Below are 26,635 nucleotides of genomic sequence, written 5' to 3'. Positions count from 1 at the left end.
GCGGGCGACCGCGCGCCCCCGCGCCCGAACGACGACGTCACCTCAGCGGAGCTGCTGCGCCCCGGCCCCGCGCGCGACCACCCGGGTCACCACGCGCGCCGGGTCCACCTGCGTGCGCAGCACCGGCTTCCACCCGGCGCCCGAGGAGAGCGGGGCCGCCGGGTTCGCCGCGTTGTACGCCGCGACGAGGTCGGTCGGCACACCGTTCACCAGGTTGCCCTCCGCGGTGACCGGGGAGTCGTTCCACCGGTGCAGGACCGTCCCGGCGCCGATGCCCCGTGGCAGCGTGAACGCGTTCTTCTCGGCGACGAGTTGCGATCTGAAGCCGATGCCGAAGGCGTACCCGAAGTCGCCGTTCGCGACGTAGGAGTTGTTGTAGGCGTCGACCTGTCCGAAGCGCACGCGCGGGGCGCGCTCGACGAGGTTCCTGAACAGGTTGTGGTGGAGGGTGACCCGCAGCTTGCCCTCGTCGGTGGCGCCCGCGCCGTCGCTGTTGCCGATCATCAGCGTCTTGTCGTGGTCCTCGAAGACGTTCCAGGACGCGGTCACGTGGTCGGCGCCCTTGACGACGTCGAGTTCGCCGTCGTGCTGCTGGTAGAGGCGGCCGTAGTACGCGGGCAGCGTGGAGTCGGGGTGGTCGCCGTCGGTGAAGGTGTTGTGGTCGAGCCAGACGTGGGTGGCGTTGTAGACCACGGCCGCGTCGTACTCGGAGTTCCAGTTGCCGGTGTCGCCGTCGGTCGGGTCCCACTGCGGGAAGCAGTCGAGCGGGGACTCCAGGGTCAGGCCGCGCACGATGACGTTGTCGACGCCGTTGATCTGGAGGCTGCCGCCGGTGATGCCCGCGCCGCGGCCGACGCCGATGATCGTGGTGTTGGCGGGGACGGCCGCCTTGACGGCCTTGGCCTGGGCGGCGGCGGACCGGTCGCGCAGGTACTCCTGGGTGCCCGCGGTCGCCTTCTCGGCCTCCAGGTCCGTGTCGTAGCCCCAGACCGCCGGGTCGTAGTCGGCCAGATACCGCGCGAAGTCATAGCCGTCGGCGGCGAAATCGGAGCAGTCCGCGCCGTCCGCGTCGAGCGTGCCCCTGACCTTGATGATCCGCGGGGCGGTGCCGGCCTCGGCGAGGGCCGCCTTGAAGCCGGCCCAGGTGGTGACCGTGAAGACCCGCTCGGCGGCCGCGCCGCCCGTGGTGCCGGTGGTCGCCGAGGCCCAGCCGTCGCCGCGGGCCAGGGTCTGGCGGGCGGTGTCCCGGCCATGCGCCTGGGCGGTGCCGGTGGCGAGCGCGGTGGTGGCGAGGACGAGGGCGGTGCAGCCCATGACGCCGAATATGACGCGATCATGACATCTACGGGAGTTCACTGGGCGCTCCTTGCGGGATTTCGGGGGCGGGATCTCGGAGGGTGGGGGTTCGGGAATCGCGGGGTTCGGGAGGTGCGGGACGAGACGCCGTGCGGGGCCGCGCTCACGCCGGTGTGGCGCCGGGCAGCCAGCTGAGCCGGGACCGCCACCGCGGTGACAGCGCGTCGGTCTCGTCACCGAGGCGGCGCACGTCACGCGCGGGCAGCACCCGCCGGCGCAGCAGTTCGGTGGCGACGAGCCGGGCGACGGCGATCGCGCCGGGCGGGTCGGTGTGCGTGTTGTCCTGTTCGGTGGCGGTCCAGTTGAAGTAGGTCTTCGTCTCCTCGACGCCGAGCCGCTGCCACAGCGCGAGGGAGAGCGCCTGGATGTCGAGGAGCGCGACGCCCTCCTGCCCGGCGAGGGCCCGCATCGCCGCCGGGTAGTCGCCGTGGGTGGGCAGCGCGGTGCCGGCGGCGTCGAACCTGCGGCGCTCCACAGGGGTGGCGAGGACCGGGCGGGCGCCGCGGGCCCTGGCTCCGTCGATGTAGCGCCGCAGGTACTCCTGGTACGTCGTCCAGGGTTCGGTGAAGCGGGCCGGGTCGGCGCTCTTCTCGTCGTTGTGCGCGAACTGGATGAGCAGGAGGTCGCCGGGGCGCACCGCGGTCAGGAGCGCGTCGAGGCGTCCCTCGTCGGCGAAGCTCTTCGAACTGCGGCCGTTGACCGCGTGGTTGGCGACCGTGAGGCGCGCGGAGAGGAAGAACGGCAGGGCCATGCCCCACCCGGTCTCCGGCGCGGCGTCCGCGTACTTCTGGGCGGCGGTGGAGTCGCCCGCGAGGAACAGGGTCCGGCGGCCGTCGTGCGCGGGCCGGGCCGTGGCCGGCGTGGGGGCGGCCGCGGCCAGCGGGAGTGCGCCGAACGCGGCCAGGGCCGTTCTGCGGGTGGTGGGCACGGCGGGGGCCGTCCTTTCGTGAACGTCCGGAGACGGATGGTGGGTCCGGCGGCGGGAGATGCGGCGGGGCGGGTGACATCCCGCCGCCGGACCGGTCGGGGGGCGCCTACTTGGCCTGCGCCTTCCACTCGTCCTGCGCCTTGTTCAGCTGGTCGGCGAGGTGGTCGAGGAATTCCTTCGCCGTCTCCTTGCCGAGCATGACCTTCTGCAGGTCGTCCTCGTTGTCGGCCTTGGAGACGGTGTTCCAGTCCGGCAGGTAGTAGGGCAGCTGCACGATCTTGGTGGAGCCGGAGGAGAGGGCCTTCGCGGCGAGCCGGGTCGGCTCCGACTTCTGGACCCAGTCGTCCTGGGCGGCCTCGGTGTTGGCCGGGATCTGCTTGGCCGACTCGTTCCACTTGCTGTTCTGCGCGTGGGAGGCGGCGAACTCGATGAACTTCCACGCGGCCTGCTTGTTCTTGCCGGACTTGAACAGGGCGAGTCCGTCGACGGGGTTGGAGACCTGGACGCGGGTGCCGTCGTCGCCGGTCGGGTTGGGCAGCCCGCGGAACTTGTCGCCGAACGCCTTCACGTGGTCGCCGTAGGAGCCCAGGTTGTGGCTGAGCATGCCGATCTGGCCGCTGTCGAACTGCGCGACCATCTTGGTGAAGTCGTTGTTGACGTCCGCGGCCGGTGTGGCCTTCTTGTAGAGCCCGACGTACTTCTCCAGCGCCGCGACGTTCTTCGGGTCGTTCACGGTCGTCTTGCTGTTGCTCTCGTCCCAGAAGGACGTGATGCCGCTCTGCCCGTACATCACGTCGAGGGCCTGCGCGATGGAGCCCTCGCCGCCGCGGATGGTGTAGCCGAACCGGTTCTTGCCGGTGTCGGTGAGCTTCTGCGCCGCGGTGAAGAACTTCGTCCACGTCGTCGGCGCCTGGAGGCCGGCCGTCTTGAACAGGTCGGTGCGGTAGTACAGGACGCCGTTGTTGGCCGAGGTGGGGACGGTGAACAGCTTCGAGCCCGAGCCGCCGGCCGCCTGCACGGAGTCCACGAAGGCGTCGTTCAGCTTGCCGTTGAGGGAGCTGGTGGCGAGGCGGTCGTCGAGCGGTTCGAGGGCGCCCTGCGCGGCGATCCCGGCGAGCATCGCGGTGCCCACGCCGCCGACGTCGGGCAGGCCGCCGCCCTGGATCGCGGTGTCGTACTTGGACTGCACGTTCTCGGCGGGGATGCCGACGTACTTGACCTCGATGTCGGGGTTGGCCTTCTCGAAGTCCTTGATGATCTCCATCCAGACGTCGCGGCGCACGGCCGTGTTGTTGTCCCAGAAGGTGATCCGGCCCTTGCCCGAGCCCTCGTCGCCCTTGTCGCCGCCCGCGCCGCTGCCGTCGTCGCCGCAGGCGGTCGCGGTGAGCGCGAGGACGGTGGTCACGGCGAGGGCGGTGCCGGTGCGGAAGGCGCCTCTGCGCGTACGGATGTTCATGTTCGGCTCTCTTCTTCTGGATCCAGCGGGGAGTGGGGGTCGGGGACGACCCTGAAGTGCGTGAACAGAGCGGTCCCGGCGGGACCGGGGCCGGGCGGCGCCGCCGCGAACAGGCCGAGCAGCGCGCCGACCCAGCGCCACGGCGTCGCGGCGAAGACCTGGCCGGAGGGGAGGAAACCGGCGCCGTCGCCGGTGTCGGCGCGGAAGCGGCACCGCGCCCCGTCGGTGATGTCGACGCGCAGCCGGACCGTCCCGTCCGGGGCCGGGCGCGCGGTGGCGGCGGCGCGTTCGGCGTCGGCGGCCCGCTCGGCGAACCGGTGCACGAGCCGGGCGGTGCCGTCCTCGGCGCGCTCCAGGCCGATCCAGGCGTAGGCGTCGCCGAGCACCGCGAGCCCCGCCCTGGCGCCGGCGGCCGGGGCGGCGAGCCGCAGCCCGGCCTCGATCCGGGACGGCCGCAGCGGCAGCCGCTGGGTGAGCAGATGCGGTACGCGCCGCAGGTCGCGCACCCCGTCCGGGGAGCGCACGCAGGTGAGCCGCAGCCCGTCCCCCGCGTGCGCGCTCGCCCAGCCGTCGCGGGGGTTGGCGGTCCACTGCCACTGCCGTCCGAAGCGGCCGCCGGGGAAGTCGTCGTCGGTGGCGGGCGCGGTCACCGGCTGCGCGGGCAGCGCGGGTTTGGCGTGTACGTCGACGGGGGTGCCGCCGGCGCCGAGCACCGGCCAGCCGGACGCGTCCCAGCGCATCGGCTGCAGATGCACGACGCGTCCGTAGGGGCCGCGCTGCTGGAAGTGCAGGAACCAGTCCTCACCGGCGCCGGTGCGCACCCAGCCGCCCTGGTGGGGGCCGTTGACGCCGGTTGCGCCCTGTTCGAGCACCACCCTCTCCTCGTAGGGGCCGAAGAAGGAACGGGATCGGAACGCGCCCTGCCAGCCGCTCTCCACACCGCCCGCGGGCGCGAAGATCCAGTAGTGGCCGTCGTGCCGGTACACCTTCGGGCCTTCGAGGGTGAACCAGCCGGGCAGCTGGTCGCCGTCGATCAACACCCGTCCCTCGTCCAGGAGTTCGCGGCCGTCGGGGCTCATGCGGTGACCCGTGAGCCGGTTCTTGACGCCGGCCCGCGACTTGGCGTAGGCGTGCACGAGGAACGCCTCCCCGCTCTCCTCGTCCCACAGGGGGCAGGCGTCGATCAGGCCCTTGCCCGCCTTGAGCAGGTGCGGCGCGCTCCACGGGCCCCTGATCGCGGGGGCGTTGATCTGGAACACCCCGTGGTCGGGGTCGCCCCAGAAGATCCAGAAGCGGCCCGCGTGGTGGCGCAGCGAAGGGGCCCAGACGCCGCAGTCGTGGCGCGGCGCGGTGAACGCCTCGGCGGGTTCGAGCCGCTCCAGGGCGTGGCCGAGCAGGGTCCAGTTGACGAGGTCGCGGGAGTGGAGCAGCGGCAGCCCCGGGGCGCGGCCGAAGCTGGAGGCGGTGAGGTAGAAGTCGTCGCCGACGCGCAGCACGTCGGGGTCGGACCAGTCGGCGGCGAGGACCGGGTTGCGGTACGTCCCGTCGCCCAGGTCGCCGGTGCGCCGCGGCGCGCTCACGCGGTCACCGCCCGGCGGACCAGGGCGGCGGCGCGGGCCCGGTCCAGGCGGCCGTCGGCGACGACCGTGACGACGCGGCGCACGACGGTGGCCCCCGCGGCGATCGGCAGCCGCGCGTCGCAGGCGAGCGAGGAGCCGACGCCCGGGTACTCCGCCGCGCGGACGAACCAGGGGTCGCGGCGGGTCTCGGCGGTGGCGCCGGCGAAGACCAGGGTCCAGCCCCCACCGGCCAGGGCCAGCCAGTCAGCGGTGCGGCCGTGCACGGCGGCCTCCCCCTGGTGGGCGGCGGTGAAGACGGCGGGCGCCCGGCGCTCCTTGGGCGCGCGCCAGAAGAACCCGCCGTAGGCGGCGCCGGGGCGGCCGTTCGTGGCGGGGCTGCCGATGCTCAGCTCCTGGGTACCCGGGTTGGTCAGCGAGAAGGTGAGGTCCAGGGCCCAGGCGTCCGGGCCCAGCGGGGACGCGGCGACGGTGCGCCGCTCGCGCAGCAGGAGGCCGCCGCCGGCGGTCCACTCCAGGTCCTCGACGAAGCCGTCGGGGTCGCACAGCTTGAAGGCGAGGTGGCGCTGCTCGCCGTGGTTGTCCAGGGCGGTGGGGCCCCGGCCGCGGACGTAGGTGCGACCGCCCCAGAAGTTGTACCCGGCGACGTCCGGGACCGCGACGCTCACCCCGAGGTGGTGGAGGTGGTCGGCGGGGGCGGACTCGGTGACCGGGGTGCCGCCGAGCGTGCTGACGGGGTGCAGGCTGGGGCGCGGCGCGTGGCCGGGCCCCACGTCGGGGCGCAGGTCGTAGCGGGCGACGGGGCGGCCCGCGCAGTTCAGGGTCGGCATGGCGGTGACCTGGCGCATGAGGTGGCTCACGATGCTGCCTCCAGTCCTGGCCGGGCCCAGGCGGCGCCGAGCCCGGCGTAGCCGGTGAGGGAGTCGGCACTCGCGGCGACGAGTCCGTCGATGCCGTGCACGATCCGGCGGACGGCGCCGTCGCCCGTGCCGGGGGCGGTGCGCCAGGCCTGCGCGGGCAGGGCCACCGGGTCGGGGGCGCGCCGGACCGCTTCGACGACGCGCATGAAGGCGCCCGTCGTGGCGGGCGGCGCGAGGAGTTCCGCGCCGGCCGTCAGGTGGTCGAGGAGGTTCTCCAGCAGGTCGGTGCGCCCGTGCACGGTCTCCTGCGGCCCGTGTCCCGCGCGCTGCACGAGGACGCGGTCCTGCTTGTACCAGAAGGTGATGCGGCCGCGGCTGCCGTGCACGAGGACGTACGGTTCGTCGGCCCGGTCGGCGCAGAGCGTCGCGGCGACGGTGACGCGCGTGCCGGTCCGGGTGCTCATCTCCACGTAGGAGGTGTCGTCGGCCTCGATGGCGTGGGCGCGGAACAGCTCGGTGCGCAGGGCGCTCAGGTCGTCGGCGCCGCTCGCCCCGGCGAGGGCGAGGGCGGTGGAGACGGCGTGGGCGAGGGGGTTGGTGAGGACGCCGTCGACGACGTCGGTCCGCCGTCCGGTGCCGTCGTCGAGGCGGCGGCGGCCGGCCCAGGGGGCGCGGCGGAAGTACGCCTCGTCGCGCACCCAGGCCCCGGCGGCGCCGATGCCGAGGAGTTCGCCGATGTGGCCCTCGCGTACCAGGTCGCGGATGGGCTCCAGCGCGTGCGAGCCGAGTGACTGGAACCCGATCTGGCAGGCGACGCCCGCCTCGGCCACGCCGCGGGCCAGCCGCTCGTACTCGGCGAAGGACGGCGCGGGCGGCTTCTCGAGGAGCAGGTGCACGCCGCGGCGCGCGGCGGTCAGGGCCAGGTCGGTGTGGGTGGGGATCGGGGTGCAGATGATCGCGACACGGGCGCCGGTCGCGTCGAGCAGCGCCCCGAGGTCGTCGCCCTGTGCGACGGGCGGGTGCGGGGCGCCGAACCCGGCCAGTTCCTCCGCGTCCAGCGGTGTCAGCTCGCAGACGCCGGCGAGGCTGACGCGGCCCGCGTCGGCGAGCCGGCGCAGGTTGTTCAGGTGCCAGCGGCCGTGGCCGCGTGCCCCGGCGAGGACGACGGGGACCGGTTCCGTGGCGTGCGGGGCGCTCATCCCTTCACCGCCCCGGCGCTGAAGCCCGTGACCAGCCACTTCTGGATGAAGGCGAAGACGATCACCACGGGCACGGCCGCGACGACACCGCCGGCGGCGAGCGCGCCCAGGTCGACGGAGTCGGCGCCCATCAGCGTGGCGAGGCCGACGGGGATCGTCTGCTTGTCCTGGTCGGAGAGGAACATCAGCGCGAACAGGAAGTGGTTCCAGCTGTGCACGAAGGCGAAGGAGCCCACCGCGATGAGGCCGGGCCGCAGCAGCGGCAGGACGACGGCGCAGAAGGCGCGGAAGCGGCCGCAGCCGTCGACCCAGGCGGCCTCCTCCAGGGAGGGCGGCACGTTCTTGATGAACCCGCTGATCAGGATCATCGTGAGCGGCAGCTGGAAGACGGTCTCGGCGATGATGACGCTGCCGAGCGAGTTGATCATCTGGAGGTTGGCGAAGATCTGGAAGAGCGGGACCAGCATCAGGGCGCCGGGGATGAACTGCGAGCAGAGCAGCGCCAGCATGAAGCCCTGCTTGATCTTGAAGTCGAAGCGGGCCAGGGCGTAGCCGCCGGCCAGCGCGACGACGGTGGTCATCAGCATCGAGGCGACGCCGACCAGCAGGCTGTTCTGGAAGAAGGTGGCGAAGGCGCGCTCGTTCCAGACCTTGTCGAAGTGGTCGAAGGTCAGCGGCCACGGCACGAGCGAGGTGGAGCCGGTGGGCCGGAAGGCGAAGAGCAGCATCCAGTAGAACGGGACGAGCGTGAAGAGGAGGTAGACGCCGAGCGGCACGTAGATCTGCCAGCGCGGCACGTCGTCGTAGGAGCGGCCCTTCCCGGGCGGGAGGGGTGCGAGGCGGTGCCGGCCGCCGGCCGTGGTGGCGGCGGGTGCGGTGGTGGTCATCGGGGCTTCCTTGACGGTCACTTCTCCTGGCCCCCGAACTTGCTCAGCCGCAGATAGACCATCGAGCAGAACAGGAGGATCACGAAGGCGATGGAGGTCAGCGCGGACGCGTAGCCGAAGTCGTGGCTGTCGACGGCGATGGAGGCGATGCGCAGGGGCAGGGTGGTCGTCTCGCCCGCGGGTCCGCCGCCGGTGAGGGTGTACAGCAGGTCGACGTTGTTGAACTCCCAGACCGCGCGCAGCAGCGTGGACAGGATGATCGCGTCCTTCAGGTGCGGCAGCGTGATGTGCAGGAACTGCCGGAAGCGGCTCGCGCCGTCGACCTCGGCGGCCTCGTACAGGTCCTTGGAGACGGACTGGAGGTCGGCGAGGATGAGGATGGCGAAGAAGGGGACGCCGCGCCAGAGTTCGGCGGTGACGACGGCCGGGAAGACGGTGGCGGTGTCCGAGAGCCACGAGGTGCCGTAGCTGCCCACGCCCAGGTCGGCGAGGTAACGGGTGACGCCTGTCTGGGAGTTGTAGAGCAGCATCCAGACGGCGGAGGTGAGCACGCCGGAGACGGCCCAGGGCGAGAAGACCAGCGCGCGGGCCATCGCCCGGCCCACGAACGTCTGGTTGACGACGAGCGCGAGGCCGAGCCCGAGCAGCAGCTGGAGCACCACCTGCACGACGACCCACTGGAGGCTGAAGCCGAGCGTGCTCCAGAAGTCGGGATCGTCGGTGAAGGCGGTGACGAAATTGTCCAGGCCCGCGAAGCCGTTGCGCCAGGGTTTGGTGGGGTTGTAGTGCTGGAGGCTGTAGTAGAAGACGCTGAGCACGGGGTACGCGATGAAGCCCAGCATCAGCAGCCCGGCGGGCGCGATCAGCAGGTACGGCAGCCGGCGCGGGGTGGCCGACGTGCGGCGCCGGGCGGGCGGGGCTTTCGCCACGGCAGTGGCTTGGGCCATGACTGGACTCCGTTCGTGAAAGCGCTTTCCAGAGAGGGTGCGGTGGGTCTGGGCGCGGGGCGGTGGCGGTGGCGGTGCTAGAGGGGGTCAGCCCGCGTAGGGATCGGGGACCTTGCCCGGCCTGGCCAGGAAGGCGAAGTCGCAGCCGGTGTCGGCCTGCGTGATCTGCTCGTTGTAGAGCGCCCCGTAGCCGCGCTCGAAGCGCTCGGGCGGCGCGGTCCACTCGGCCCGCCTGCGCTCCAGCTCCGCGTCGTCGACGTCGAGGTGCAGGACGCGGGCCTCGACGTCGAGGGTGACGCTGTCGCCGGTGCGGACCAGCGCGAGGGGGCCGCCGACGTACGACTCGGGGGCGACGTGCAGCACGCACGCCCCGTAGCTCGTGCCGCTCATCCGGGCGTCGGAGATCCGCACCATGTCGCGGACGCCCTGCTTGAGCAGGTGGCCGGGGATCGGCAGCATCCCGTACTCCGGCATGCCGGGGCCGCCCCTGGGGCCGGAGCCGCGCAGGACGAGGACGGTGTCGGCGGTGATGCCGAGGTCCGGGTCGTCGATGGTGCGCTGCATCGTCTTGTAGTCGTCGAAGACGACAGCGGGGCCGGTGTGCTTCAGCAGGTGCGGTGCGGCGGTGATGTGCTTGATGACGGCGCCGTCGGGGCAGAGGTTGCCGCGCAGCACGGCGACGCCGCCCTCGGGCGCGAGGGGGTCGGCGCGGGTGCGGATGACGTCGTCGTCGTGGACGACGGCGCCCGCGATCTGCTCGCCGAAGCGGCCGTTGACCGTCGGCCGGTCCAGGTGGAGCAGGTCGGGGATGCGCGAGAGGAAGGCGGGCAGGCCGCCGGCGAAGTAGAAGTCCTCCATCAGGTACGTCTGTCCGCCCGGCCGCACGTTGGCGAGGACGGGCACGGTGCGCGCGATCCGGTCGAAGTCGTCGAGCGCGAGGCGGACCCCGGCCCGGCCCGCCATGGCGATCAGGTGGATCACGGCGTTGGTCGAGCCGCCGAGGCCGAGCACGGTGGTGACGGCGTCCTCGAAGGCGTCGGCCGTGAGGATCTCGGACGGCTTCAGCGCGGTCCAGGCGATCTCGACGGCGCGCCGTCCGGAGGCGGCGGCCATCCGCTCGTGCGCCGAGTCGACCGCGGGGATCGACGAGGCGCCGGGCAGCGTCATCCCGAGCGCCTCGGCCGCGGCGGTCATCGTGGAGGCGGTCCCCATGGTCATGCAGTGCCCGGGTGAGCGCGCCAACCCGCCCTGCAGTTCCCGCAGTTCGCAGTCGGTGAGGTTCCCGGCCCGGTGCTCGTCCCAGTACTTCCACATGTCGGTGCCGGAGCCGAGGGTCTCGCCGCGCCAGTGGCCGGGCAGCATCGGCCCGGCGGGCACGAAGAGGGCGGGGACGTCGGCGGAGGTGGCGCCCATGAGCAGCGCGGGTGTCGACTTGTCGCAGCCGCCGAGCAGGACCGCCGCGTCGACCGGGTAGGAGCGCAGCAGCTCCTCGGTCTCCATGGCGAGCAGGTTGCGGTAGAGCATCGGGGTCGGCTTCTGGTACGTCTCCGACAGCGTGGCGACGGGGAACTCCATCGGGAAGCCGCCCGCCTGCCACACGCCCCGCTTGACGGCCTCGGCGCGCTCGCGCAGGTGGACGTGGCAGGGGTTGATGTCGGACCAGGTGTTGAGGACGGCGATGACCGGGCGGCCCCGGTACTCCTCGGCCTCGTAGCCGAGCTGGCGCATGCGGGCATTGTGCGACCAGGTGCGCAGGGCGCCCTCGGTGCCGAACCACTGGTGCGAGCGCAGGTCCTCGGGGGCGAGCCGGGGGCGGGCGCCGGTCATATCGACCACCCCGCCGCGATGGCGGCCACCTCGGCGCGCTCCGCCTCGGGCAGCTCGCGGCTGGGCGGCCGGACGTCACGGCGGCACAGGCCGAGCGAGGCGAGGGCTTCCTTGACGACGGTGACGTTGTTGGCGGAGGCGTCGGCGCCGCGCAGCTCCTCGAAGCGGCGGATCTGCTCCCAGACCTTCATGGCCTTGGGGTAGTCGCCGGATCGAAGCGCTTCGATCATGGACAGCGAGACGCCGGGGGCGACGTTCACCAGGCCCGAGGTGAAGCCGGTGGCGCCGGCCGAGTAGTAGGACGGCGCGTACGGTTCGGCGAGGCCGGCGACCCAGACGAACCGGTCCAGGCCCGCGTCCCGGGCGAAGGCCGCGAACCGGGCCGCGTCCGGGACGGCGTACTTGACGCCGATCACGTTCGGGCAGGCCGCGCCGAGTTCGGCCAGGCGGGCGCCGGGCAGCGCGGCGTTCTTCAGATACGGGACCACGCCGGTCTCGGGCACGGCCTCGGCGATGGCGCGGTGGTAGTCGACCCAGCCGCCGTCGGAGACGTACGGGTGCACGGGCTGGTGCACCATCACCATGTGGGCGCCCAGGTCGCGGGCGTGGCGGGCGGCCTCGACGGCGGTCGGCACGTCGTGGCCGACCCCGACCAGGACCGCGGCCCGCTCCCCCGCCGCGGCCACGGTCAGCTCGGTGACCCGGCGCCGCTCCCGCGGGGTCAGGGCGTAGAACTCGCCGGTGTTCCCGTTCGGCGTGAGGGTGCGCACCCCGGCGCCGACGAGCCGCTCCAGCAGGGCCGTGTACGCGGCTTCGTCGATCGAACCGTCCGCGGCGAACGGGGTCACGGGGATCGCGACGACCTCGGCCAGCGCGGCCCGCTGGGTCTCGAACCCGGTCATGAGCGCTGCCCGCCCTCGTCGTCCCGGACCTCGGGGAAGGCCCGCCGCACGAACGACGCGATGTGGTCCCGCAGCGCCCGCGAGGCACCTTGCGCGTCGCCGGCGAGGGCGAGTTGCAGGATCTCGCGGTGCTCGGCGGCCTCCCGCTCCCAGGACGGGTGCGCCGCCCAGGCCACCGCGGAGACCAGGGCGGCCTGGTCGCGGACCTCGTCGAGCATCTTGCCGAGCAGCGGGTTGCCGCACGGCACGTAGAGCGCGCGGTGGAACTCCCGGTTGGCCAGCGAGCGCTGGGCGGTGTCGGTGGCGGTGGCGGCGCTCTCCAGGGCCTCGCGGGCGGCGTCGAGGGAGGCGCGGCGGTGCACGGTGCGGCGCAGCGCCTCCGGTTCGAGCAGCAGCCGCACGTCGTAGACCTCGCGGGCCATGTCCGCGTCCACCATCCGCACCGTGACGCCCTTGTACTGGCTCATCACGACGAGTCCGGTCCCGGCCAGGGTCTTGAGCGCCTCGCGCACCGGCGTCTTGGAGACCCCGAACTGCGCGGCGAGGTCGCTCTCCACCAGTGCCTGTCCCGGGCTCAGCTGTCCGGTCAGGATGCGGTGCTTGATCTCGTCCTGAACGTACTGCGTACGGGAGGGGATCGGAGTGGGCACTGACGTCATGCGCGCCTCTCGGTTCTGTGTCGTCTCGCGTGGTGCGGATCGCGTGGTGGCGGATCGCGTATGGCGTATCCGGTACGACGTAGCGGGGTGTGGCGTATCGGGTATGACGTATCGCGTATCGCGTCTCATATATGACGTACGAAGTACGACGCGATGAAGCTAGAAGCACCGCGCCTCGACGTCAACGCTTCCGACAAAAGAAGTCCGGACGACTTCCGGAACCGGCGACTGCCCCCTGCGGGCGGCCAAGGGCGCGCGGGCAGAGGGCAGTTGGGGTGATGCGGGGTGGGGCGGGTCAGGGCGTCCAGGCCGGGTCGCGGCCGGCGAGGCCGATGACGCGGTCGAGGAGCGAGGCACCGGCGGGCACCGGCACGACCGGCCCGAACAGGCCGTCACCGCCCTCACCGCCCTCGCCGGGCGCGGCCGGGGCGAGGAGGCCGTGGGCGGCCTTCAGCGCTGCCTCGTCGGGCGCGTACGCCTGCCCGGTGGCGCGGGCCAGGTCCCAGCCGTGCACGACCAGCTCGTCGGCGGTGACCAGGCCCGCGACGGCGCCGGGCAGGTCGAGGCCGCCGGCCCGCGTCATGCCCTGCCAGGCGGCGGGCGCGCGCCAGGTGGCGACGAGCTCGTCCAGCGCCTCGGGCAGCGCGGCGCGCCAGTCCGGGCCGAGTTCGGGCAGCGTGGCGCCGGGGTCCGTCGCGGTCCCCGCGCTCTCCTTGCGTCCGGCGGCACGCAGCCCGGCGGCCAGGCCGACGAGGTGGCCGAGCAGCTCCCGCACGGCGTAGTCGGGGCACGGGGTGGGCAGCCCGAGCTGGTCGTCGCGGACGGCGTCGGCGAGGCGCGCGACGACACGGGCCTGCGGGCCGAGGTCGACTGTGGTGTCACTCATGGCGAACGGTGACCCTTCCGGTGAGTGCGGAGTGCTTCACCGGTGCAGACCGGTGCGCGGCCCGGAACTCATCGGCGCGGCGGGTCCTCCGCTGCGCGCCGCCCTCTCACAGCTGTCCCAGCGCCTCCCGCACCGCCGTCAGGTCCGCGTCCGAGGCGAGCCCCGCGTGGTAGAGACGCAGCTGGTCGGCGCCCAGGTCGCGGGCGGCGCGGGCATCCTCGGCGAGGGTGGCGGGGCTGCCGCCCATGCCGCGTACGACGGTCAGGTTCGCGGCGACGACGCCCGTGCCCTGCTCGGCGAAGGGGCGTACCAGAGCGGCGCCGCCCGTGCACGGGACGACGACGCCGTCGGCGACGGACAGGATGTGGGCGGGGTCGACGCCCACGTTGGCGCCGCAGTGGTAGGAGACGGGGTCGGCGTGGAGCAGCACCTGGAATCCGGCCGGTGCCGCCGCCCGGACCGCGGCCACGGCGGCCTCCTGGAGGCCCCGGGCGGTGGCGTCGCGGTAGGCGCGGGTGGCGGTCGCGGTCGCGGCGCCGAGCAGTTTCTCCACCGTCGCCCAGCCGTCGTCGCCGGCCTCGCCGCGCCACAGGGGTTCCAGGGCGGCGCGCACGGCCCGCGCCAGCTCGTCCCCGTCCAGGCCGTGCCCGGCGTACCCCTGGTGGCAGTCGGCGCAGAAGCACAGCGACATCAGGTACTGCCCGGCCTCGCCGAGGCCGACGCCCGCGGTCTTGTCGTGGGCGTGCAGGTGGGCGAGGCCGTACCAGCCGAGCGACTCCAGCTCGGTGCCGTCGGCGCCGGGCCGGGTGGCGGCCTCGGCGGCGAGGTCGACGAGGTAGGCGCGGGTGGCGGCCTGGGCGATGCAGGGGGCCCAGGGGTAGCGGTCACCGTAGGCGTTGCGGACCGAGGTGGCGGGGTGTTCGGCGCCGAGCCGGGAGTTGTGGGCGAGGACGACCCAGGTGTGGACGGAGAGCCCGGCGTCCCGCAGTGCGGCGGCCGCCTCCCCGTAGGCGTCCCCCGGGGCCCAGTCGCCGGCCGCGTAGGGCCGCAGCTCCCGGCCCCGCCAGCGCTCCTCGCCGGCCGGGTAGAGCACGGCGGCGTGCTCGGCGGTGACGATGCGGTGGCGCGGGTGGCGCGGGGTGAGGGCGCGGGTGGAGTGGTAGGCGGCGGCGAGGGTGACCTGCTGGACGCCGAGGTCCGCGATGCGGCGGGCGGCGTCCGGGTCGCCGACGACGTCCCAGGGATAGACGAACGCGGAGGTCTTCACGCGCCGCCCCCTTCCAGCAGGGTCTGGCCGCGCTCGATGAGTTCGGTCAGCTGCTTGATGTGCTCCTCGGTCGGCTCCTGGAGCGGCGGGCGCACCTCGCCGACGTCGAGCCCGCGCAGCCGGACCCCGGCCTTCACCAGGGAGACCGCGTACCCCTTGCCCTGGTTGCGCAGTTCGACGAGCGGCCGGTAGAAGCCGTCGAGCAGCCGCCGCACGGTCTCGTCGTCGCCCGTGCGCAGCGCCTTGTGGAAGGCCTGGGCGAGGTCGGGCGCGAAGCAGAAGACGGCGGAGGAGTAGAGGGTGATACCGAGCGCCCGGTAGGCGGGGCCGGTCAGTTCGGCGGTCGGCAGGCCGTTGAAGTAGAGGAAGTCTCCTGGCGCCTCGGTGCGTACGGCGCTGACGATGCGCTGGAGCAGGTCGAGGTCGCCGAGGCCGTCCTTGAGGCCGAGGATCTTGGGGTGGCGGGCGAAGGCGACGACGGTCGGCGGCGTGAAGACGGCGTTGTCCCGCTGGTAGACGATGAGGGAGAGCGAGGTCGCCTCGGCCAGCTCGGTGTAGTGCCGCAGCAGTCCCTCCTGGCCGGCGGCCACGAGGTAGGGCGGCATGGCGAGCAGGGCGTCGGCGCCCGCCCGCTCCGCGCGGCGCGCGAACTGGACGGCGAGCGCCGTGCCGTACCCCGCGCCGGCGACGACCGGCACCCGGCCCCCGGCCGCCTCGACCGCGGCCGCGACGCAGGCCTCGAACTCCTCGGGGGCGAGCGCGTGGAACTCCCCCGTGCCGCAGCAGGCGAAGACGGCGGCGGCCCCGGCCTCGACGCCGCGCCGCACATGGGTGCGGTAGGTGTCGAGGTCGAGGGCGCCGTCGGGTCCGTACGCGGTCACGGGGAAGAACAGCGGCCCGCTGGGGACGCTGAGGCGGGCGGCGAGGGGGTCTTGAGGGGGCGTCGTCACGGGCTCTCCCTGAGCATGTGCACGTTTATGATCCGCGTCTATATTTCTGAACGCGCTCACCGTAAGCCGCCCCAAAGGGGACGGTCAAGCATCCGAACTCACCGCGGGCACCCGACCCTTGACGGGCCAGGACGCCGCTCCTTAGCGTTTCGTCCGCGACCACGAATGTGAATGCAGCTCACAGACACGGAGATCACGTACATGCCAGTGTCCCCGCCGCCCCCCGGACCCCGCACCCTTCTGCTCACCGGCGCCGCCGGCGGTCTCGGCACCCTGATGCGCGAGCTGCTGCCCGAGTACGGATACGCGCTGCGGCTGCTCGACGTCCGCCCGGTCCCGGACGCGCCGGACGCCATCGTCGCCGATCTGAACGACACGGAGGCGCTGCGGGAGGCCGTGCGCGGCGTCGACGGCGTGCTGCACCTGGCCGGCATCTCCCTGGAGTCGACCTTCGAGAAGATCCTCGAGTCGAACATCAAGGGCACCTACCACCTGTACGAGGCGCTGCGCGCCGAGGCGGACAGCCGGGCGGACGGCGTCGCGCCCCGGGTCGTCTTCGCCTCCTCCAACCACGCGATCGGCTTCACCCCGCGCCCGCGCACCGAGGACGGCGCGCCGCTGGTCCCGGTGGAGACGCCGCGCCGTCCGGACACGTACTACGGCCTGTCGAAGTCGTTCGGCGAGGACCTCGCCCAGTTCTACTGGGACAAGTTCGGCCAGGAGACGGTGTCGGTGCGGATCGGATCCTGCTTCAAGGAGCCGACCGACGTGCGCATGATGTCGGTGTGGCTGAGCCCGGCGGACGGGGCCCGCCTCTTCCACGCGGCCCTGAGCGCCCAGGGCGTCGGCCACACCGTCGTCTACGGCTCCTCGGCCAACACCCGCCTGTGGTGGGACCTGTCGAGCGCCCGCGCCCTCGGCTACGCACCGCAGGACGACTCCGAGGAGTACGCGCCGAAGCTGCTCGCCGAGTTCGGCCCCCTCAGCGACGAGAACCCCGCCCACCTGTACATGGGCGGCCGCTTCGTCAACGACCCGCCGATCTGGCCGCACTGACCACCCCGATCACCCGGTGAGGACGGCGGGCGGGCCCGAAACGGGCCCGCCCGCCGCCGTGTTCGGGCATCCGCGGCGCCCGAACCCACACGTCCGCGGGCTTCCCCGCAGGTCCGCGGCGGTCAGCGGGAACTCCGAACGGGCCCAGACGGGCAGTATCGAGTCCGCGACAGACCTGGTCACCACCGCCCGGCGCCGGTAGAACTTCCGGTGCGGGCCGTTCAGGGCCCGAACGGGCAACGGGGCCGGTCCAGGGAGGCGAAACGGCATGAGCGCGGAGGAACGCCAGCGGGAGATCGTGCGCACGGCACGCCGCACCGGCTCCGTCGACGTCACGGAACTCGCCGTCGAGCTGGGCGTCGCGAAGGAGACCGTCCGCCGCGATCTGCGCGCACTGGAGGACCACGGCCTGGTCCGGCGCACCCACGGCGGGGCGTATCCGGTGGAGAGCGCCGGGTTCGAGACGACGCTCGCCTTCCGCACCACGATGCACGTGCCGGAGAAGCGGCGGATCGCGACGGCCGCCGCCGATCTGCTCGGGGACGCCGAGACGGTCTTCGTCGACGAGGGGTTCACCCCGCAGCTGATCGCCGAGGCGCTCCCCCGCGACCGGCCGCTGACCGTCGTCACCGCCTCCCTCGCCACCGCCGGCGCGCTCGCCGAGGCCGACAACACCACCGTGCTGCTGCTCGGCGGCCGGGTCCGCGCCGGCACGCTCGCCACCGTCGACCACTGGACGACGAAGATGCTGGCCGGTTTCGTCCTCGACCTCGCCTACATCGGCGCCAACGGCATCTCCCGCGACCATGGCCTGACCACCCCCGACCCGGCGGTCAGCGAGGTGAAGGCACAGGCGATCCGGGCCGCGCGGCGCACGGTCTTCGCGGGCGTGCACACCAAGTTCGGCGCGGTCAGCTTCTGCCGGTTCGCACCGGTCGGCGCGCTGGAGGCGATCGTCACGGGCAGCCAGCTGCCCACCTCCGAGGCGCACCGGTACTCGCTCATGGGCCCGCAGGTCATCCGCGTCTGACCCGCCGCCCCACCGCACGCACCGCACCACCTGTCGGGCAGCCGGTCCCCCAGGCATGCCCTTTTTCTCCCCGTACGCTCGACAAGTCCAGGAGCTTCGATGCGAACCCAGAGCCGACGGAGGCCACCGGGCGCCCTGCTCGCGACGGCCGCCGCAGGGACGCTGCTCACCCCCCTCCTGTCCGGCTGCTGGGCCGGCGCGGGCGGGCTCGGTACGGGCGGCGACGCCATCAACGTACTGATGGTGAACAACCCGCAGATGACCGAGTTGCAGAAGCTCACCGCCCGCTACTTCACCCGCGAGACCGGTATCAAAGTGAACTTCACGGTCCTGCCGGAGAACGACGTCCGCGACAAGATCAGCCAGGACTTCGCCAACCAGGCCGGCCAGTACGACGTGGCGACGCTCAGCAACTACGAGATCCCCATCTACGCCCGCAACGGCTGGCTGCGTGAACTCGGCCCGTACGCGCGCAAGGACGCCCGCTTCGACCAGCAGGACATCCTGGAACCCATGCGCGAGTCGCTCACCGGTGACGACGGCAAGCTCTACGGGGAGCCCTTCTACGGCGAGTCCTCGTTCCTCATGTACCGCAAGGACGTCTTCGCCGAGAAGGGCCTGAAGATGCCCGCGCACCCGACCTGGCGGCAGGTCGCGGACCTCGCGGCGAAGGTGGACGGCGCGCAGTCCGGCATGAAGGGGATCTGCCTGCGCGGCCTGCCCGGCTGGGGCGAGCTGATGGCGCCGCTGACGACGGTCGTGAACACCTTCGGCGGCACCTGGTTCGACAAGGACTGGACCGCGCGCCTGGACGACAAGGGCTTCAAAGACGCCACGAAGTTCTACGTGGACCTCGTGCGCGAGCACGGCGAGTCGGGCGCCGCCCAGTCCGGTTTCGCCGAGTGCCTCAACAACCTCACCCAGTCCAAGACCGCCATGTGGTACGACGCGACCTCGGCGGCCGGTTCGCTGGAGTCCGCCAACTCCCCGGTCAAGGGCAAGATCGGCTACGTCTCCGCGCCCGTCGAGAAGACGGAGAACAGCGGCTGGCTCTACACCTGGGCCTGGGGCCTGCAGAAAGCCTCCCCCCACCCCGACAAGGCCTGGAAATTCATCTCCTGGGCGTCGGGCAAGGAGTACGAGAAGCTCGTCGGGGAGAAGGTCGGCTGGTCCGACGTGCCCGCCGGCAAGCGCGCCTCGACGTACGAGATCCCCGCCTACCGCTCCGAAGCCGCCGCCTTCGTGGACGTGACGCGCACCGCCATCGAGGGCGCGAAACCGCGCGACCCGGGCGTGCAGCCGCGGCCCGCGCCCGGCATCCAGTTCGTCGGCATCCCCGAGTTCACCGATCTCGGCACCAAGGTCTCGCAGGAGATCAGCGCGGCCGTCGCCGGACGCCAGTCCGTCGGCTCGGCCCTGAAGAAGTCCCAGAAACTCGCCTCCGAGATCACGAAGGAGTACGAGGGCCGATGACGACCACACCGACCGCGCCCCCGGCCACCCTCGCCCGGACCCGCGCGCCCGCCTCCCGGCCGACGCCCCACCGGCTGCGCGCCTGGGCCACCCGGGCCCCGCTGTTGCCCGCCCTGGTCTTCATGATCGTCGTGACCCAGCTGCCGTTCGTGGCCACGCTGGTGATCTCCCTCTTCGACTGGAACGCGCTGTACCCGGACGCCCGGCACTTCACCTGGTTCGGGAACTACGCGGAGGTCCTCACCGACGCCGACCTGCGCAAGTCCGTCCTGACCACCATCGTCCTGACCGCCACGGTCGTCCTGGTGAGCCTCGTCGCCGGGCTCGGCCTCGCGCTGCTCCTGGACCGCAAGTTCAAGGGGCGCGGCCTGGTCCGCACCCTGCTCATCGCGCCGTTCCTGGTGGTGCCGGTGGCGGCCGCCCTGCTGTGGAAGCACGTCCTCTACAACCCCGAGTACGGGCTGCTCAACGGCCTGCTGCACTACGTCGGCGGACCGCAGCCCGACTGGATCTCCAACACCCCGCTGCTCGCGGTCGAGATGTCGCTGATCTGGCAGTGGACGCCGTTCATGATGCTGATCCTGCTGGCGGGGCTCCAGTCGCGCTCCCCCGAACTCATCGAGGCGGCCCGGATGGACGGGGCGGGCCCCTGGCAGGTCTTCCGCCACCTCACGCTGCCGCACCTGCGCCGCTACCTCGAACTGGGCGCGCTGCTCGGCTCGATCTACATCGTGCAGAACTTCGATGCGGTCTTCACCCTCACCTCGGGCGGCCTGGGCACCGCCAACCTGCCCTACACCGTCTACCAGAGCTTCTACCAGGCCCACGAGAACGGCCTCGCCTCGGCCGCCGGCGTCCTGGTCGTCATCGGTTCGCTCATCATCGCGACCTTCGCGCTGCGCGTCGTGTCGTCCCTGTTCCGTGAGGAGGTGTCACGCGGATGACGTTCACCGGCTTCTTCCGGAGCAAGGGCCTCGGCCTGGCCGCCTGGCTGCTGGGCATCGTCTTCTTCCTGCCCATCGCCTGGATGACCCTGACCTCCTTCCACACCGAGGAGGACGCGGCGACCAACCCGCCGTCCTTCGCCGCCTCGCTCACCCTCGACGGCTACCGCGACTTCTTCGGCGCGGGCGGCGGCGCGAGCCCCTGGCCCGCGCTGATCAACTCCACGGTCGCCTCGCTGGCCTCGACGCTCTTCGTCCTGCTCCTGGCCCTGCCCGCGGCGTACGCGCTGTCGATCCGCCCGGTGAAGAAGTGGACGGACGTCCTGTTCTTCTTCCTCTCCACGAAGATGCTCCCCGTCGTCGCGGGCCTGCTCCCCATCTACCTGTTCGCGAAGAACACCGACTTCCTGGACAACATCTGGCTGCTCGTCATCCTCTACACGTCGATGAACCTGCCGATCGCGGTGTGGATGATGCAGTCGTTCCTCGCGGAGGTGCCGGTCGCGGTCATCGAGGCGGCCCAGATCGACGGGGCGCGGCTGCCCACGGTCCTCACCCGGGTCGTCGCCCCGATCGCGCTGCCCGGCATCGCGGCGACCGCGCTGATCTGCTTCATCTTCAGCTGGAACGAACTCCTCTTCGCGCGGGTGCTCACGGGTGTCGTCGCCCAGACCGCGCCCGTCTTCCTGACCGGCTTCATCACCAGTCAGGGGCTGTTCCTGGCGAAGGTGTGCGCCGCGTCGCTCGTGATCTCCCTGCCGGTGCTCGCCGCGGGGTTCGCCGCCCAGGACAAGCTGGTCCAGGGCCTCTCGTTGGGAGCTGTGAAATGAAGGCCGCGATCGTCGAGTCCGTCGGCAAGGTCGTCGTCGGCGAGGTGCCCGATCCCACGCCGGGCCCCCGGGACGTCGTCGTGGAGGTGGCGGCCTGCGGCCTGTGCGGCACGGATCTGCACATCCGCCAGGGCGAGTTCGCCCCCACGCTGCCGGTGGTGCCGGGCCACGAGTTCGCGGGCACGGTGGCCGAGGTCGGCAGCGCCGTCACCGAGGTGCGGGTCGGCGACCGGGTCGCGGTCGACCCCTCGCTCCACTGTCACGAGTGCCGCTTCTGCCGGGCAGGACGCGGCAACCTCTGCGAGCGCTGGGCGGCGATCGGCGTCACCACGGCGGGCGGCGCGGCCCAGTACGCGCTGGCACCCGTCGCCAACTGCGTCCGCCTGCCCGACCACGTCCGCACCCAGGACGCGGCCCTCATCGAACCACTGTCCTGCGCGGTGCGCGGCTACGACGTGCTGCGCTCCCGGCTCGGCTCGCACGTGCTCATCTACGGCTCGGGGACCATGGGGCTGATGATGCTGGAGCTGGCCAAGCGGACCGGCGCGGCCACGGTCGACGTGGTGGACCTCAACCCGGAGCGGCTCGCGACGGCCAAGCAGCTCGGGGTCTCGGCGTCCGCCGCGGGCCCGGACGAGCTGGACCGGCCCGAGGGCTGGGACGTGGTGATCGACGCGACGGGCAACGCGGCGGCGATCCAGGACGGCCTCGGCCGGGTCGCCAAGGCGGGCACCTTCCTCCAGTTCGGCGTCGCGGACTACGCGACCCGGGTGGAGATCGACCCGTACCGCATCTACAACCAGGAGATCACCATCACCGGCTCGATGGCGGTGCTGCACAGCTACGAGCGGGCCGCGGAACTCTTCGCGGGCGGGGTCCTCGACCCGGAGGTCTTCATCAGCGACCGGCTCCCGCTCGACCAGTACCCGCAGGCGCTCGACCAGTTCGCGTCCGGGGTGGGCCGCAAGATCGTCGTCGTACCGTAATCCGGTGTCGGTCCCGGCACGGTCGGCGCTACGCTCCCGACCGTGCCGAGACCTCAGGGATTCACCTACTGCGAGCGCGCCGACGGCAGCGTCACCCTCAGCCACGCCGGGCGCGACGCCGGCGTGCTGCGCGGCGCGCGGGCCGCGCGGTTCCTGGCCGAGGTGACCGCCGGGGACGCTCAGCTGGTCATGGCCCGCTGGACCGGGAACTACCGCCACGGGAACGAGCGCCGGGCCCGCTCCCATCCGCGCAACCAGCGGTAGCCGGACCTCAGAGCGCCTGGGCGGCCGGCTTGACCATGCCGCGCACGGTGCGCGACTTGACGAAGTCGCCCATCGCCGTCATCTCCCACTCGCCGGAGAACTGCTTGATGAGCTTGGCCATCATCACGCCGGTCTGCGGCTCCGCGCCCGTCAGGTCGAAGCGGACCAGCTCCTCGCCGGTCGCGGCGTCCAGCAGACGGCAGTACGCCTTGGCGACCTCCGTGAACTTCTGGCCCGAGAACGAGTTCACCGTGAAGACCAGGCCCGTGACGTCCTGCGGCAGCCGGCCGAGGTCGACGACGATCACCTCGTCGTCACCGGCGCCCTCCCCCGTGAGGTTGTCACCGGAGTGCTTGATCGCGCCGTTCACGATCGACAGCTTGCCGAAGTAGCAGCTGTCCACGTGGTTGCGCTGCGGCCCGTACGCGATGACCGACGCGTCCAGGTCGATGTCCTTGCCGCGGAAGGCGGGCTCCCAGCCGAGCCCCATCTTGACCTGGCTCAGCAGCGGCTTGCCACCCTTGACCAGGGAGACCGTCTGGTTCTTCTGGAGGGAGACGCGGCCCTTGTCCAGGTTGATCTTCCCGGCGCCGGGCGCGGGGGCGGCGGGCGCGGCGGCCGGGGGCGCGGCGGGCGGCGGGGGCGGGGCGAGGCGCGGGTCGACCGGCGGGGTGGTCGGCGCGGGCATGGCGGCGGCCGGGCTCGCCGCCGGGGCGGCGACAGGCGGGGCGGCGGGCGCGGCCGGCTCCTCGACCGATACGCCGAAGTCGGTGGCGATCCCGGCGAGGCCGTCCGCGTACCCCTGGCCGACCGCGCGGGCCTTCCACGCGCCGCCGCGCAGATAGACCTCCATGACGACCAGCGCCGTCTCCGCGCCGAGCTGCGGGGGCGTGAACGTGGCGAGGACCGACCCGTCGTCCGCGTCGCGCACCGTGGCCGTCGGCTCGATGCCCTGGAAGGTCTGGCCCGCGGCGTCGGGGCTCGCGGTGACGACGATCTTCTCGATGCCCGGCGGCACGGCGGCCGTGTCCACCGTGATCGCGTCGGGGCTCGTGCCACCGCCCGACGTGTACGTGACACCGGGGCCGGCCGGCTGGTTGTAGAAGATGAAGTCGTCGTCCGAGCGCACCTTGCCGTCGGCGGTGAGCAGCAGGCCCGACACGTCGAGCCGCACGGGGGCGGAGACGTCCACCGCCACCCGCACCGCCGTGAGCGGGATGTTCGAACCTGGGGTCATAGCTGTCATGCCAGGGGTAACGAGCGGCTCCGCTTTGCCGTTCCCTTACCCAGAACCTTTTCCCGTCCCGGCTCACCCGTACGAGCGACACCGCACGGATCGCCCACGGGCGGGGCCGGTGCGGCGCCGTCCGATGCGAGAGTTTCCGGCGTGAATCCGCACAAAAGCACCCCCCATGGCGTACCGCCGGACGATCCGATCACCGCCGAAGGCGTCGCCGACGCGGGTGACCTCGGGTACAGCAAGGCGCTCAGACCGCGGCACATCAGCATGATCGCGATCGGCGGCGCGATCGGCACGGGTCTCTTTCTCGGTGCGGGCGGCAACCTCGCCAAGGCGGGGCCCGCGCTGGCCATCGCGTACGCCGTCTGCGGTGTCTTCGCCTTCTTCGTGGTGCGGGCCCTGGGTGAGCTCGTCGTGCACCGCCCCTCGTCGGGTTCGTTCGTCAGCTACGCCCGCGAGTTCCTGGGCGAGCAGGGGGCGTACGTCGCGGGCTGGATGTACGTGCTGAACTGGTCGACCACCGGGATGGCCGACATCACCGCGATCGCGCTGTACGTGCACTACTGGTCGATGTTCACGTCGGTGCCGCAGTGGGTGCTCGCGGCGATCGCGCTGGCGATCGTGCTCACCGTGAACCTGATCTCCGTGAAGAGCTTCGGCGAGATGGAGTTCTGGTTCGCCATCGTCAAGGTCACCGCGATCGTCGCGTTCCTGCTGATCGGCGTCTTCTACCTGGCCTCTCCCGCGGAGATCCAGGGCCAGGCGCCCGGCCTGTCGCTCATCAGCGACCACGGCGGCTGGTTCCCGCTGGGGGTGCTGCCCGTCGTCCTGATCACGCAGACGGTGATCTTCGCGTACTCGGCGGTCGAGATGGTGGGCGTGACGGCGGGCGAGACGGCCGACCCGGGGACGGTGGTGCCCAAGGCGGTGAACTCGATCATGTGGCGGGTGGGCATCTTCTACGTCGGCTCGGTGGTGATGCTGACGCTGCTGCTGCCGTGGACGGCGTACTCGGCGGACCAGAGCCCGTTCGTGACGGTGCTGTCGAAGATCGGGGTGCCGGCGGCGGGCGGCATCATGAACCTGGTCGTGCTGACGGCCGCGATGTCCTCGCTCAACTCCGGCCTCTACACGACCGGCCGCATCCTGCGCTCGATGGCGATGGCCGGTTCGGCGCCCTCCTTCACCGCCCGGATGAGCCGCAGCCACGTGCCGTACGCGGGCATCCTGCTGACGTCGACGGTGGCGCTGCTCGGCGTCGCCCTGAACGCGTGGCTGCCCGACGACGCCTTCGGCATCGTCACGAACGTCGCCTCGCTCGGTGTCATCTCCGCCTGGTGCATGATCATGCTCTGCCACCTGGTGTTCGTCCGCCGCTCGAAGGAGGGGCTCGTGCACCGGCCCGCGTTCCGGCTGTGGGGCTCGCCGTGGATCGAGCTGGTGACGATCGCGTTCCTGCTCGCGGTGCTCGTGATGATGTGGTTCGACACGGACGGCGCGGGCCGCGACACGGTCCTGCTCCTGGTCCCCGTCGCGCTCGCCCTGACGGGCGGCTGGTTCCTGGTACGGCGACGGGTCCACCGGATCGCCGCCGAACGGGAGGCGCCTCCGGTGGACCCGCTGGGCTGAGACCCCGTCCGTCAGCGCTGGCGCTTCCAGGGGCCGGTGATGGCCAGCATGATGCCGGGCGTCTGGATGTTGGCGTAGAGGGTGTGCCCGTCGGGCGAGAAGGTGACGCCGGTGAACTCGCTGTACTCCGGGTCCTCCGCGGTGCCGATGTTCAGCTCGTTGCGCGCGATCGGGTACGTCGTGCCGCGCTCGGTCGCGCCGAACAGGTGCTGGACGCCCTCGCCGTCCTCGGCGATGACCAGGCCGCCGTAGGGAGAGACGGTGATGTTGTCCGGGCCGTCGAGGGCGCCGTCCACGGAGGGGTCGGGGTTGACGCCGAGCAGCACCTTCAGGGTGAGGGTGCGGCGCTTGGGGTCGTAGAACCAGACCTGTCCGTCGTGGGCGACGGGGCTCTCGTCACGGGCGAACGAGGCGACGATGTAGGTGCCGCCGTCGGCCCACCACATGCCCTCCAGCTTGCGGGCGCGGGTGACCTCGCCGTCCTTGAACTGCTTGCGCGTGGAGACCGCCTTCGCGTCGCGGTCGGGGACGTCCACCCAGTCCACGCCGTAGACGGTGCCGGTCTTCGTGGCGCGGGAGAGGTCGTCGACGAACCGGCCGCCGGAGTCGAAGCACTTGAACGCCTGGAGCACGCCCGCGTCGTCGGCGAGGGTGCGCAGCTTGCCGCGGCCGTGGTGGAAGCCGTGCGGCGGCACCCAGCGGTAGAGCAGGCCGTTGGGGCCCGAGGCGTCCTCGGTGAGGTACAGGTGGCCGCGCTTGGGGTCGACGACGACGGCCTCGTGGGCGTAGCGGCCCAGGGCCTTGATCGGCTTCGGGGCGCGGTTGGCGCGGCGGTCGGCGGGGTCGACCTCGAAGACGTAGCCGTGGTCCTTGGTGAAGCCGTTCTTGCCGGCCTTGTCCTCGGTCTCCTCGCAGGTCAGCCAGGTGCCCCAGGGGGTGTTGCCGCCCGCGCAGTTGGTCGCGGTGCCGGCGATGCCGACCCACTCGGCGACCTCGCCGCCGCGGCGGACCTCGACGACGGTGCAGCCGCCCGCCGCCATGGGGTCGTAGACCAGGCCCTCGGTGAGCGGCACCGGGTGCGGCCAGTCGGCGCGGGCGCCGGCCAGCTCGTGGTTGTTGACGAGCAGGGTGGTGCCGCGCGGCCCCTCGAAGGTGGATGTGCCGTCGTGGTTGGACGGCGTGAACTCGCCGGACTCCAACTTTGTCTTCCCGCAGTACGTGATGATCTTGTACGAGAATCCGGCGGGCAGCGCGAGGATGCTCTTGGGGTCGGAGCGCAGCGGGCCGTACCCGGCGCCGTGGTGCCCCCCGTGGTGGCCATCGTGGTCGCCGTGGTCGCCGTGGCGGTCCGCGTCGTCGGTGGCGGCGAGCGCGCCCGGCGCCGTGGCGAGGGCGCCGACGGACCCGGCCAGGGCGACGCCCGCGCCGGTGGCGGCGGAGCGTACGGCGAAGTCCCTGCGAGTGAGTGACATGGTGGCTGTC

24 protein-coding genes are annotated in these 26,635 nt (G+C 72.4%); 8 read left to right on the top strand and 16 right to left on the bottom strand.

Annotation, left to right across the window (positions count from 1 at the left end):
- Positions 1-42 precede the first annotated feature (42 nt).
- The 14 genes from ABZY33_RS18875 to ABZY33_RS18810 all read right to left on the bottom strand — a co-directional run bounded on the left by ABZY33_RS18875 (position 43) and on the right by ABZY33_RS18810 (position 15,701).
- Positions 43-1,314: a polysaccharide lyase family 1 protein gene (locus tag ABZY33_RS18875; protein WP_356492725.1), complete on the bottom strand. Its 1,272-nt coding sequence runs from the start codon at positions 1,312-1,314 to the stop codon at positions 43-45.
- A gap of 145 nt (positions 1,315-1,459) precedes the next feature.
- The gene (locus tag ABZY33_RS18870; protein WP_356492724.1) at positions 1,460-2,284 is read right to left on the bottom strand and encodes a rhamnogalacturonan acetylesterase; all 825 of its coding nucleotides are present in this window, start codon (positions 2,282-2,284) and stop codon (positions 1,460-1,462) included.
- A gap of 106 nt (positions 2,285-2,390) precedes the next feature.
- On the bottom strand, positions 2,391-3,740 hold the full coding sequence (locus ABZY33_RS18865; protein ID WP_356492723.1) for a sugar ABC transporter substrate-binding protein: 1,350 nt from the start codon (positions 3,738-3,740) through the stop codon (positions 2,391-2,393).
- Entirely contained in the window at positions 3,737-5,320 is a 1,584-nt protein-coding gene (locus tag ABZY33_RS18860; protein WP_356492722.1) for a family 43 glycosylhydrolase, read from the bottom strand. The genes ABZY33_RS18865 and ABZY33_RS18860 overlap by 4 nt, the downstream gene beginning before the upstream one ends.
- A complete protein-coding gene (locus tag ABZY33_RS18855; RefSeq protein ID WP_356492765.1) occupies positions 5,317-6,165 on the bottom strand; it encodes a PmoA family protein in 849 nt (282 codons plus the stop codon). The genes ABZY33_RS18860 and ABZY33_RS18855 overlap by 4 nt, the downstream gene beginning before the upstream one ends.
- An 8-nt stretch (positions 6,166-6,173) precedes the next feature.
- Positions 6,174-7,376 (bottom strand): Gfo/Idh/MocA family oxidoreductase, encoded by a 1,203-nt coding sequence (locus tag ABZY33_RS18850; RefSeq protein WP_356492721.1) that lies wholly within the window; start codon positions 7,374-7,376, stop codon positions 6,174-6,176.
- Positions 7,373-8,263 (bottom strand): carbohydrate ABC transporter permease, encoded by an 891-nt coding sequence (locus tag ABZY33_RS18845; RefSeq protein ID WP_356492720.1) that lies wholly within the window; start codon positions 8,261-8,263, stop codon positions 7,373-7,375. Before ABZY33_RS18845 ends, ABZY33_RS18850 begins: the two co-directional genes overlap by 4 nt.
- Positions 8,264-8,280: 17 nt before the next feature.
- Positions 8,281-9,210, bottom strand: coding sequence for a sugar ABC transporter permease (locus tag ABZY33_RS18840; protein WP_356492719.1), 930 nt, complete (start codon positions 9,208-9,210; stop codon positions 8,281-8,283).
- Between the two features lie 87 nt (positions 9,211-9,297).
- Positions 9,298-11,037: an L-arabinonate dehydratase gene (gene araD, locus ABZY33_RS18835; RefSeq protein ID WP_356492718.1), complete on the bottom strand. Its 1,740-nt coding sequence runs from the start codon at positions 11,035-11,037 to the stop codon at positions 9,298-9,300.
- The gene (locus tag ABZY33_RS18830) at positions 11,034-11,939 is read right to left on the bottom strand and encodes a dihydrodipicolinate synthase family protein (protein WP_356492717.1); all 906 of its coding nucleotides are present in this window, start codon (positions 11,937-11,939) and stop codon (positions 11,034-11,036) included. Before ABZY33_RS18830 ends, araD begins: the two co-directional genes overlap by 4 nt.
- Positions 11,936-12,598, bottom strand: a complete 663-nt coding sequence (locus ABZY33_RS18825; protein ID WP_356492716.1) for a GntR family transcriptional regulator — start codon at positions 12,596-12,598, stop codon at positions 11,936-11,938. Before ABZY33_RS18825 ends, ABZY33_RS18830 begins: the two co-directional genes overlap by 4 nt.
- A 295-nt stretch (positions 12,599-12,893) precedes the next feature.
- Positions 12,894-13,484, bottom strand: coding sequence for a TIGR03086 family metal-binding protein (locus ABZY33_RS18820; protein WP_356492715.1), 591 nt, complete (start codon positions 13,482-13,484; stop codon positions 12,894-12,896).
- Between the two features lie 106 nt (positions 13,485-13,590).
- Positions 13,591-14,751 carry a hypothetical protein gene (locus ABZY33_RS18815; protein ID WP_356492714.1) on the bottom strand — a complete coding sequence of 387 codons (1,161 nt, stop codon included), beginning with the start codon at positions 14,749-14,751 and terminating at the stop codon, positions 13,591-13,593.
- The gene (locus tag ABZY33_RS18810; protein ID WP_356492713.1) at positions 14,748-15,701 is read right to left on the bottom strand and encodes a 5-dehydro-4-deoxyglucarate dehydratase; all 954 of its coding nucleotides are present in this window, start codon (positions 15,699-15,701) and stop codon (positions 14,748-14,750) included. The genes ABZY33_RS18815 and ABZY33_RS18810 overlap by 4 nt, the downstream gene beginning before the upstream one ends.
- 201 nt (positions 15,702-15,902) lie before the next feature.
- Here ABZY33_RS18810 and ABZY33_RS18805 point away from each other — a divergent pair, with 201 nt between their 5' ends.
- The 7 genes from ABZY33_RS18805 (at position 15,903) to ABZY33_RS18775 (ending at position 22,284) form a co-directional block, all read left to right on the top strand.
- Positions 15,903-16,757, top strand: coding sequence for an NAD(P)-dependent oxidoreductase (locus tag ABZY33_RS18805; protein WP_356492712.1), 855 nt, complete (start codon positions 15,903-15,905; stop codon positions 16,755-16,757).
- A 268-nt stretch (positions 16,758-17,025) separates the two neighbouring features.
- Complete coding sequence (locus ABZY33_RS18800; protein ID WP_356492711.1) at positions 17,026-17,787, top strand: DeoR/GlpR family DNA-binding transcription regulator; 762 nt, start codon at positions 17,026-17,028, stop codon at positions 17,785-17,787.
- Positions 17,788-17,886: 99 nt separating this feature from the next.
- Complete coding sequence (locus ABZY33_RS18795; RefSeq protein WP_356492710.1) at positions 17,887-19,260, top strand: sugar ABC transporter substrate-binding protein; 1,374 nt, start codon at positions 17,887-17,889, stop codon at positions 19,258-19,260.
- Entirely contained in the window at positions 19,257-20,204 is a 948-nt protein-coding gene (locus ABZY33_RS18790; RefSeq protein ID WP_356492709.1) for a sugar ABC transporter permease, read from the top strand. Before ABZY33_RS18795 ends, ABZY33_RS18790 begins: the two co-directional genes overlap by 4 nt.
- Positions 20,201-21,034, top strand: coding sequence for a carbohydrate ABC transporter permease (locus ABZY33_RS18785; protein WP_356492708.1), 834 nt, complete (start codon positions 20,201-20,203; stop codon positions 21,032-21,034). Before ABZY33_RS18790 ends, ABZY33_RS18785 begins: the two co-directional genes overlap by 4 nt.
- On the top strand, positions 21,031-22,020 hold the full coding sequence (locus ABZY33_RS18780) for a zinc-dependent alcohol dehydrogenase family protein (RefSeq protein WP_356492707.1): 990 nt from the start codon (positions 21,031-21,033) through the stop codon (positions 22,018-22,020). Before ABZY33_RS18785 ends, ABZY33_RS18780 begins: the two co-directional genes overlap by 4 nt.
- Before the next feature lie 42 nt (positions 22,021-22,062).
- The gene (locus ABZY33_RS18775) at positions 22,063-22,284 is read left to right on the top strand and encodes a hypothetical protein (protein WP_356492706.1); all 222 of its coding nucleotides are present in this window, start codon (positions 22,063-22,065) and stop codon (positions 22,282-22,284) included.
- Between the two features lie 7 nt (positions 22,285-22,291).
- On the opposite strand, the gene ABZY33_RS18770 is transcribed toward ABZY33_RS18775, so the two are convergent.
- The gene (locus tag ABZY33_RS18770; protein WP_356492705.1) at positions 22,292-23,530 is read right to left on the bottom strand and encodes a TerD family protein; all 1,239 of its coding nucleotides are present in this window, start codon (positions 23,528-23,530) and stop codon (positions 22,292-22,294) included.
- A gap of 189 nt (positions 23,531-23,719) precedes the next feature.
- Here ABZY33_RS18770 and ABZY33_RS18765 point away from each other — a divergent pair, with 189 nt between their 5' ends.
- Positions 23,720-25,153 (top strand): amino acid permease, encoded by a 1,434-nt coding sequence (locus tag ABZY33_RS18765; protein ID WP_356492764.1) that lies wholly within the window; start codon positions 23,720-23,722, stop codon positions 25,151-25,153.
- 11 nt (positions 25,154-25,164) lie between these two features.
- Here the strand turns inward: ABZY33_RS18765 and ABZY33_RS18760 are convergent, their stop codons facing one another.
- Positions 25,165-26,625 carry an alkaline phosphatase PhoX gene (locus tag ABZY33_RS18760; protein WP_356492704.1) on the bottom strand — a complete coding sequence of 487 codons (1,461 nt, stop codon included), beginning with the start codon at positions 26,623-26,625 and terminating at the stop codon, positions 25,165-25,167.
- Positions 26,626-26,635 lie beyond the last annotated feature (10 nt).

Origin of the sequence: Streptomyces sp. NPDC006552 (assembly GCF_040611655.1) — a bacterium.
Classification (GTDB): Bacteria; Actinomycetota; Actinomycetes; order Streptomycetales; family Streptomycetaceae; genus Streptomyces.
Note: the sequence above shows the minus strand (reverse complement) of the source record. Positions and strands in the feature narration are given on the sequence as shown.

What these genes read in the sequence shown, in the direction of transcription:
- ABZY33_RS18865 (WP_356492723.1), bottom strand. Translation starts at nt 3,740, where the DNA reads ATGAACATCCGTACGCGCAGAGGCGCCTTCCGCACCGGCACCGCCCTC.
- ABZY33_RS18785 (WP_356492708.1), top strand. Translation starts at nt 20,201, where the DNA reads ATGACGTTCACCGGCTTCTTCCGGAGCAAGGGCCTCGGCCTGGCCGCC.
- ABZY33_RS18825 (WP_356492716.1), bottom strand. Translation starts at nt 12,598, where the DNA reads ATGACGTCAGTGCCCACTCCGATCCCCTCCCGTACGCAGTACGTTCAG.
- ABZY33_RS18780 (WP_356492707.1), top strand. Translation starts at nt 21,031, where the DNA reads ATGAAGGCCGCGATCGTCGAGTCCGTCGGCAAGGTCGTCGTCGGCGAG.
- ABZY33_RS18790 (WP_356492709.1), top strand. Translation starts at nt 19,257, where the DNA reads ATGACGACCACACCGACCGCGCCCCCGGCCACCCTCGCCCGGACCCGC.
- ABZY33_RS18770 (WP_356492705.1), bottom strand. Translation starts at nt 23,530, where the DNA reads ATGACAGCTATGACCCCAGGTTCGAACATCCCGCTCACGGCGGTGCGG.
- ABZY33_RS18800 (WP_356492711.1), top strand. Translation starts at nt 17,026, where the DNA reads ATGAGCGCGGAGGAACGCCAGCGGGAGATCGTGCGCACGGCACGCCGC.
- ABZY33_RS18855 (WP_356492765.1), bottom strand. Translation starts at nt 6,165, where the DNA reads ATGCGCCAGGTCACCGCCATGCCGACCCTGAACTGCGCGGGCCGCCCC.
- ABZY33_RS18845 (WP_356492720.1), bottom strand. Translation starts at nt 8,263, where the DNA reads ATGACCACCACCGCACCCGCCGCCACCACGGCCGGCGGCCGGCACCGC.
- ABZY33_RS18795 (WP_356492710.1), top strand. Translation starts at nt 17,887, where the DNA reads ATGCGAACCCAGAGCCGACGGAGGCCACCGGGCGCCCTGCTCGCGACG.
- ABZY33_RS18850 (WP_356492721.1), bottom strand. Translation starts at nt 7,376, where the DNA reads ATGAGCGCCCCGCACGCCACGGAACCGGTCCCCGTCGTCCTCGCCGGG.
- ABZY33_RS18875 (WP_356492725.1), bottom strand. Translation starts at nt 1,314, where the DNA reads ATGGGCTGCACCGCCCTCGTCCTCGCCACCACCGCGCTCGCCACCGGC.
- ABZY33_RS18805 (WP_356492712.1), top strand. Translation starts at nt 15,903, where the DNA reads ATGCCAGTGTCCCCGCCGCCCCCCGGACCCCGCACCCTTCTGCTCACC.
- ABZY33_RS18830 (WP_356492717.1), bottom strand. Translation starts at nt 11,939, where the DNA reads ATGACCGGGTTCGAGACCCAGCGGGCCGCGCTGGCCGAGGTCGTCGCG.
- ABZY33_RS18760 (WP_356492704.1), bottom strand. Translation starts at nt 26,625, where the DNA reads ATGTCACTCACTCGCAGGGACTTCGCCGTACGCTCCGCCGCCACCGGC.
- ABZY33_RS18820 (WP_356492715.1), bottom strand. Translation starts at nt 13,484, where the DNA reads ATGAGTGACACCACAGTCGACCTCGGCCCGCAGGCCCGTGTCGTCGCG.
- araD (WP_356492718.1), bottom strand. Translation starts at nt 11,037, where the DNA reads ATGACCGGCGCCCGCCCCCGGCTCGCCCCCGAGGACCTGCGCTCGCAC.
- ABZY33_RS18840 (WP_356492719.1), bottom strand. Translation starts at nt 9,210, where the DNA reads ATGGCCCAAGCCACTGCCGTGGCGAAAGCCCCGCCCGCCCGGCGCCGC.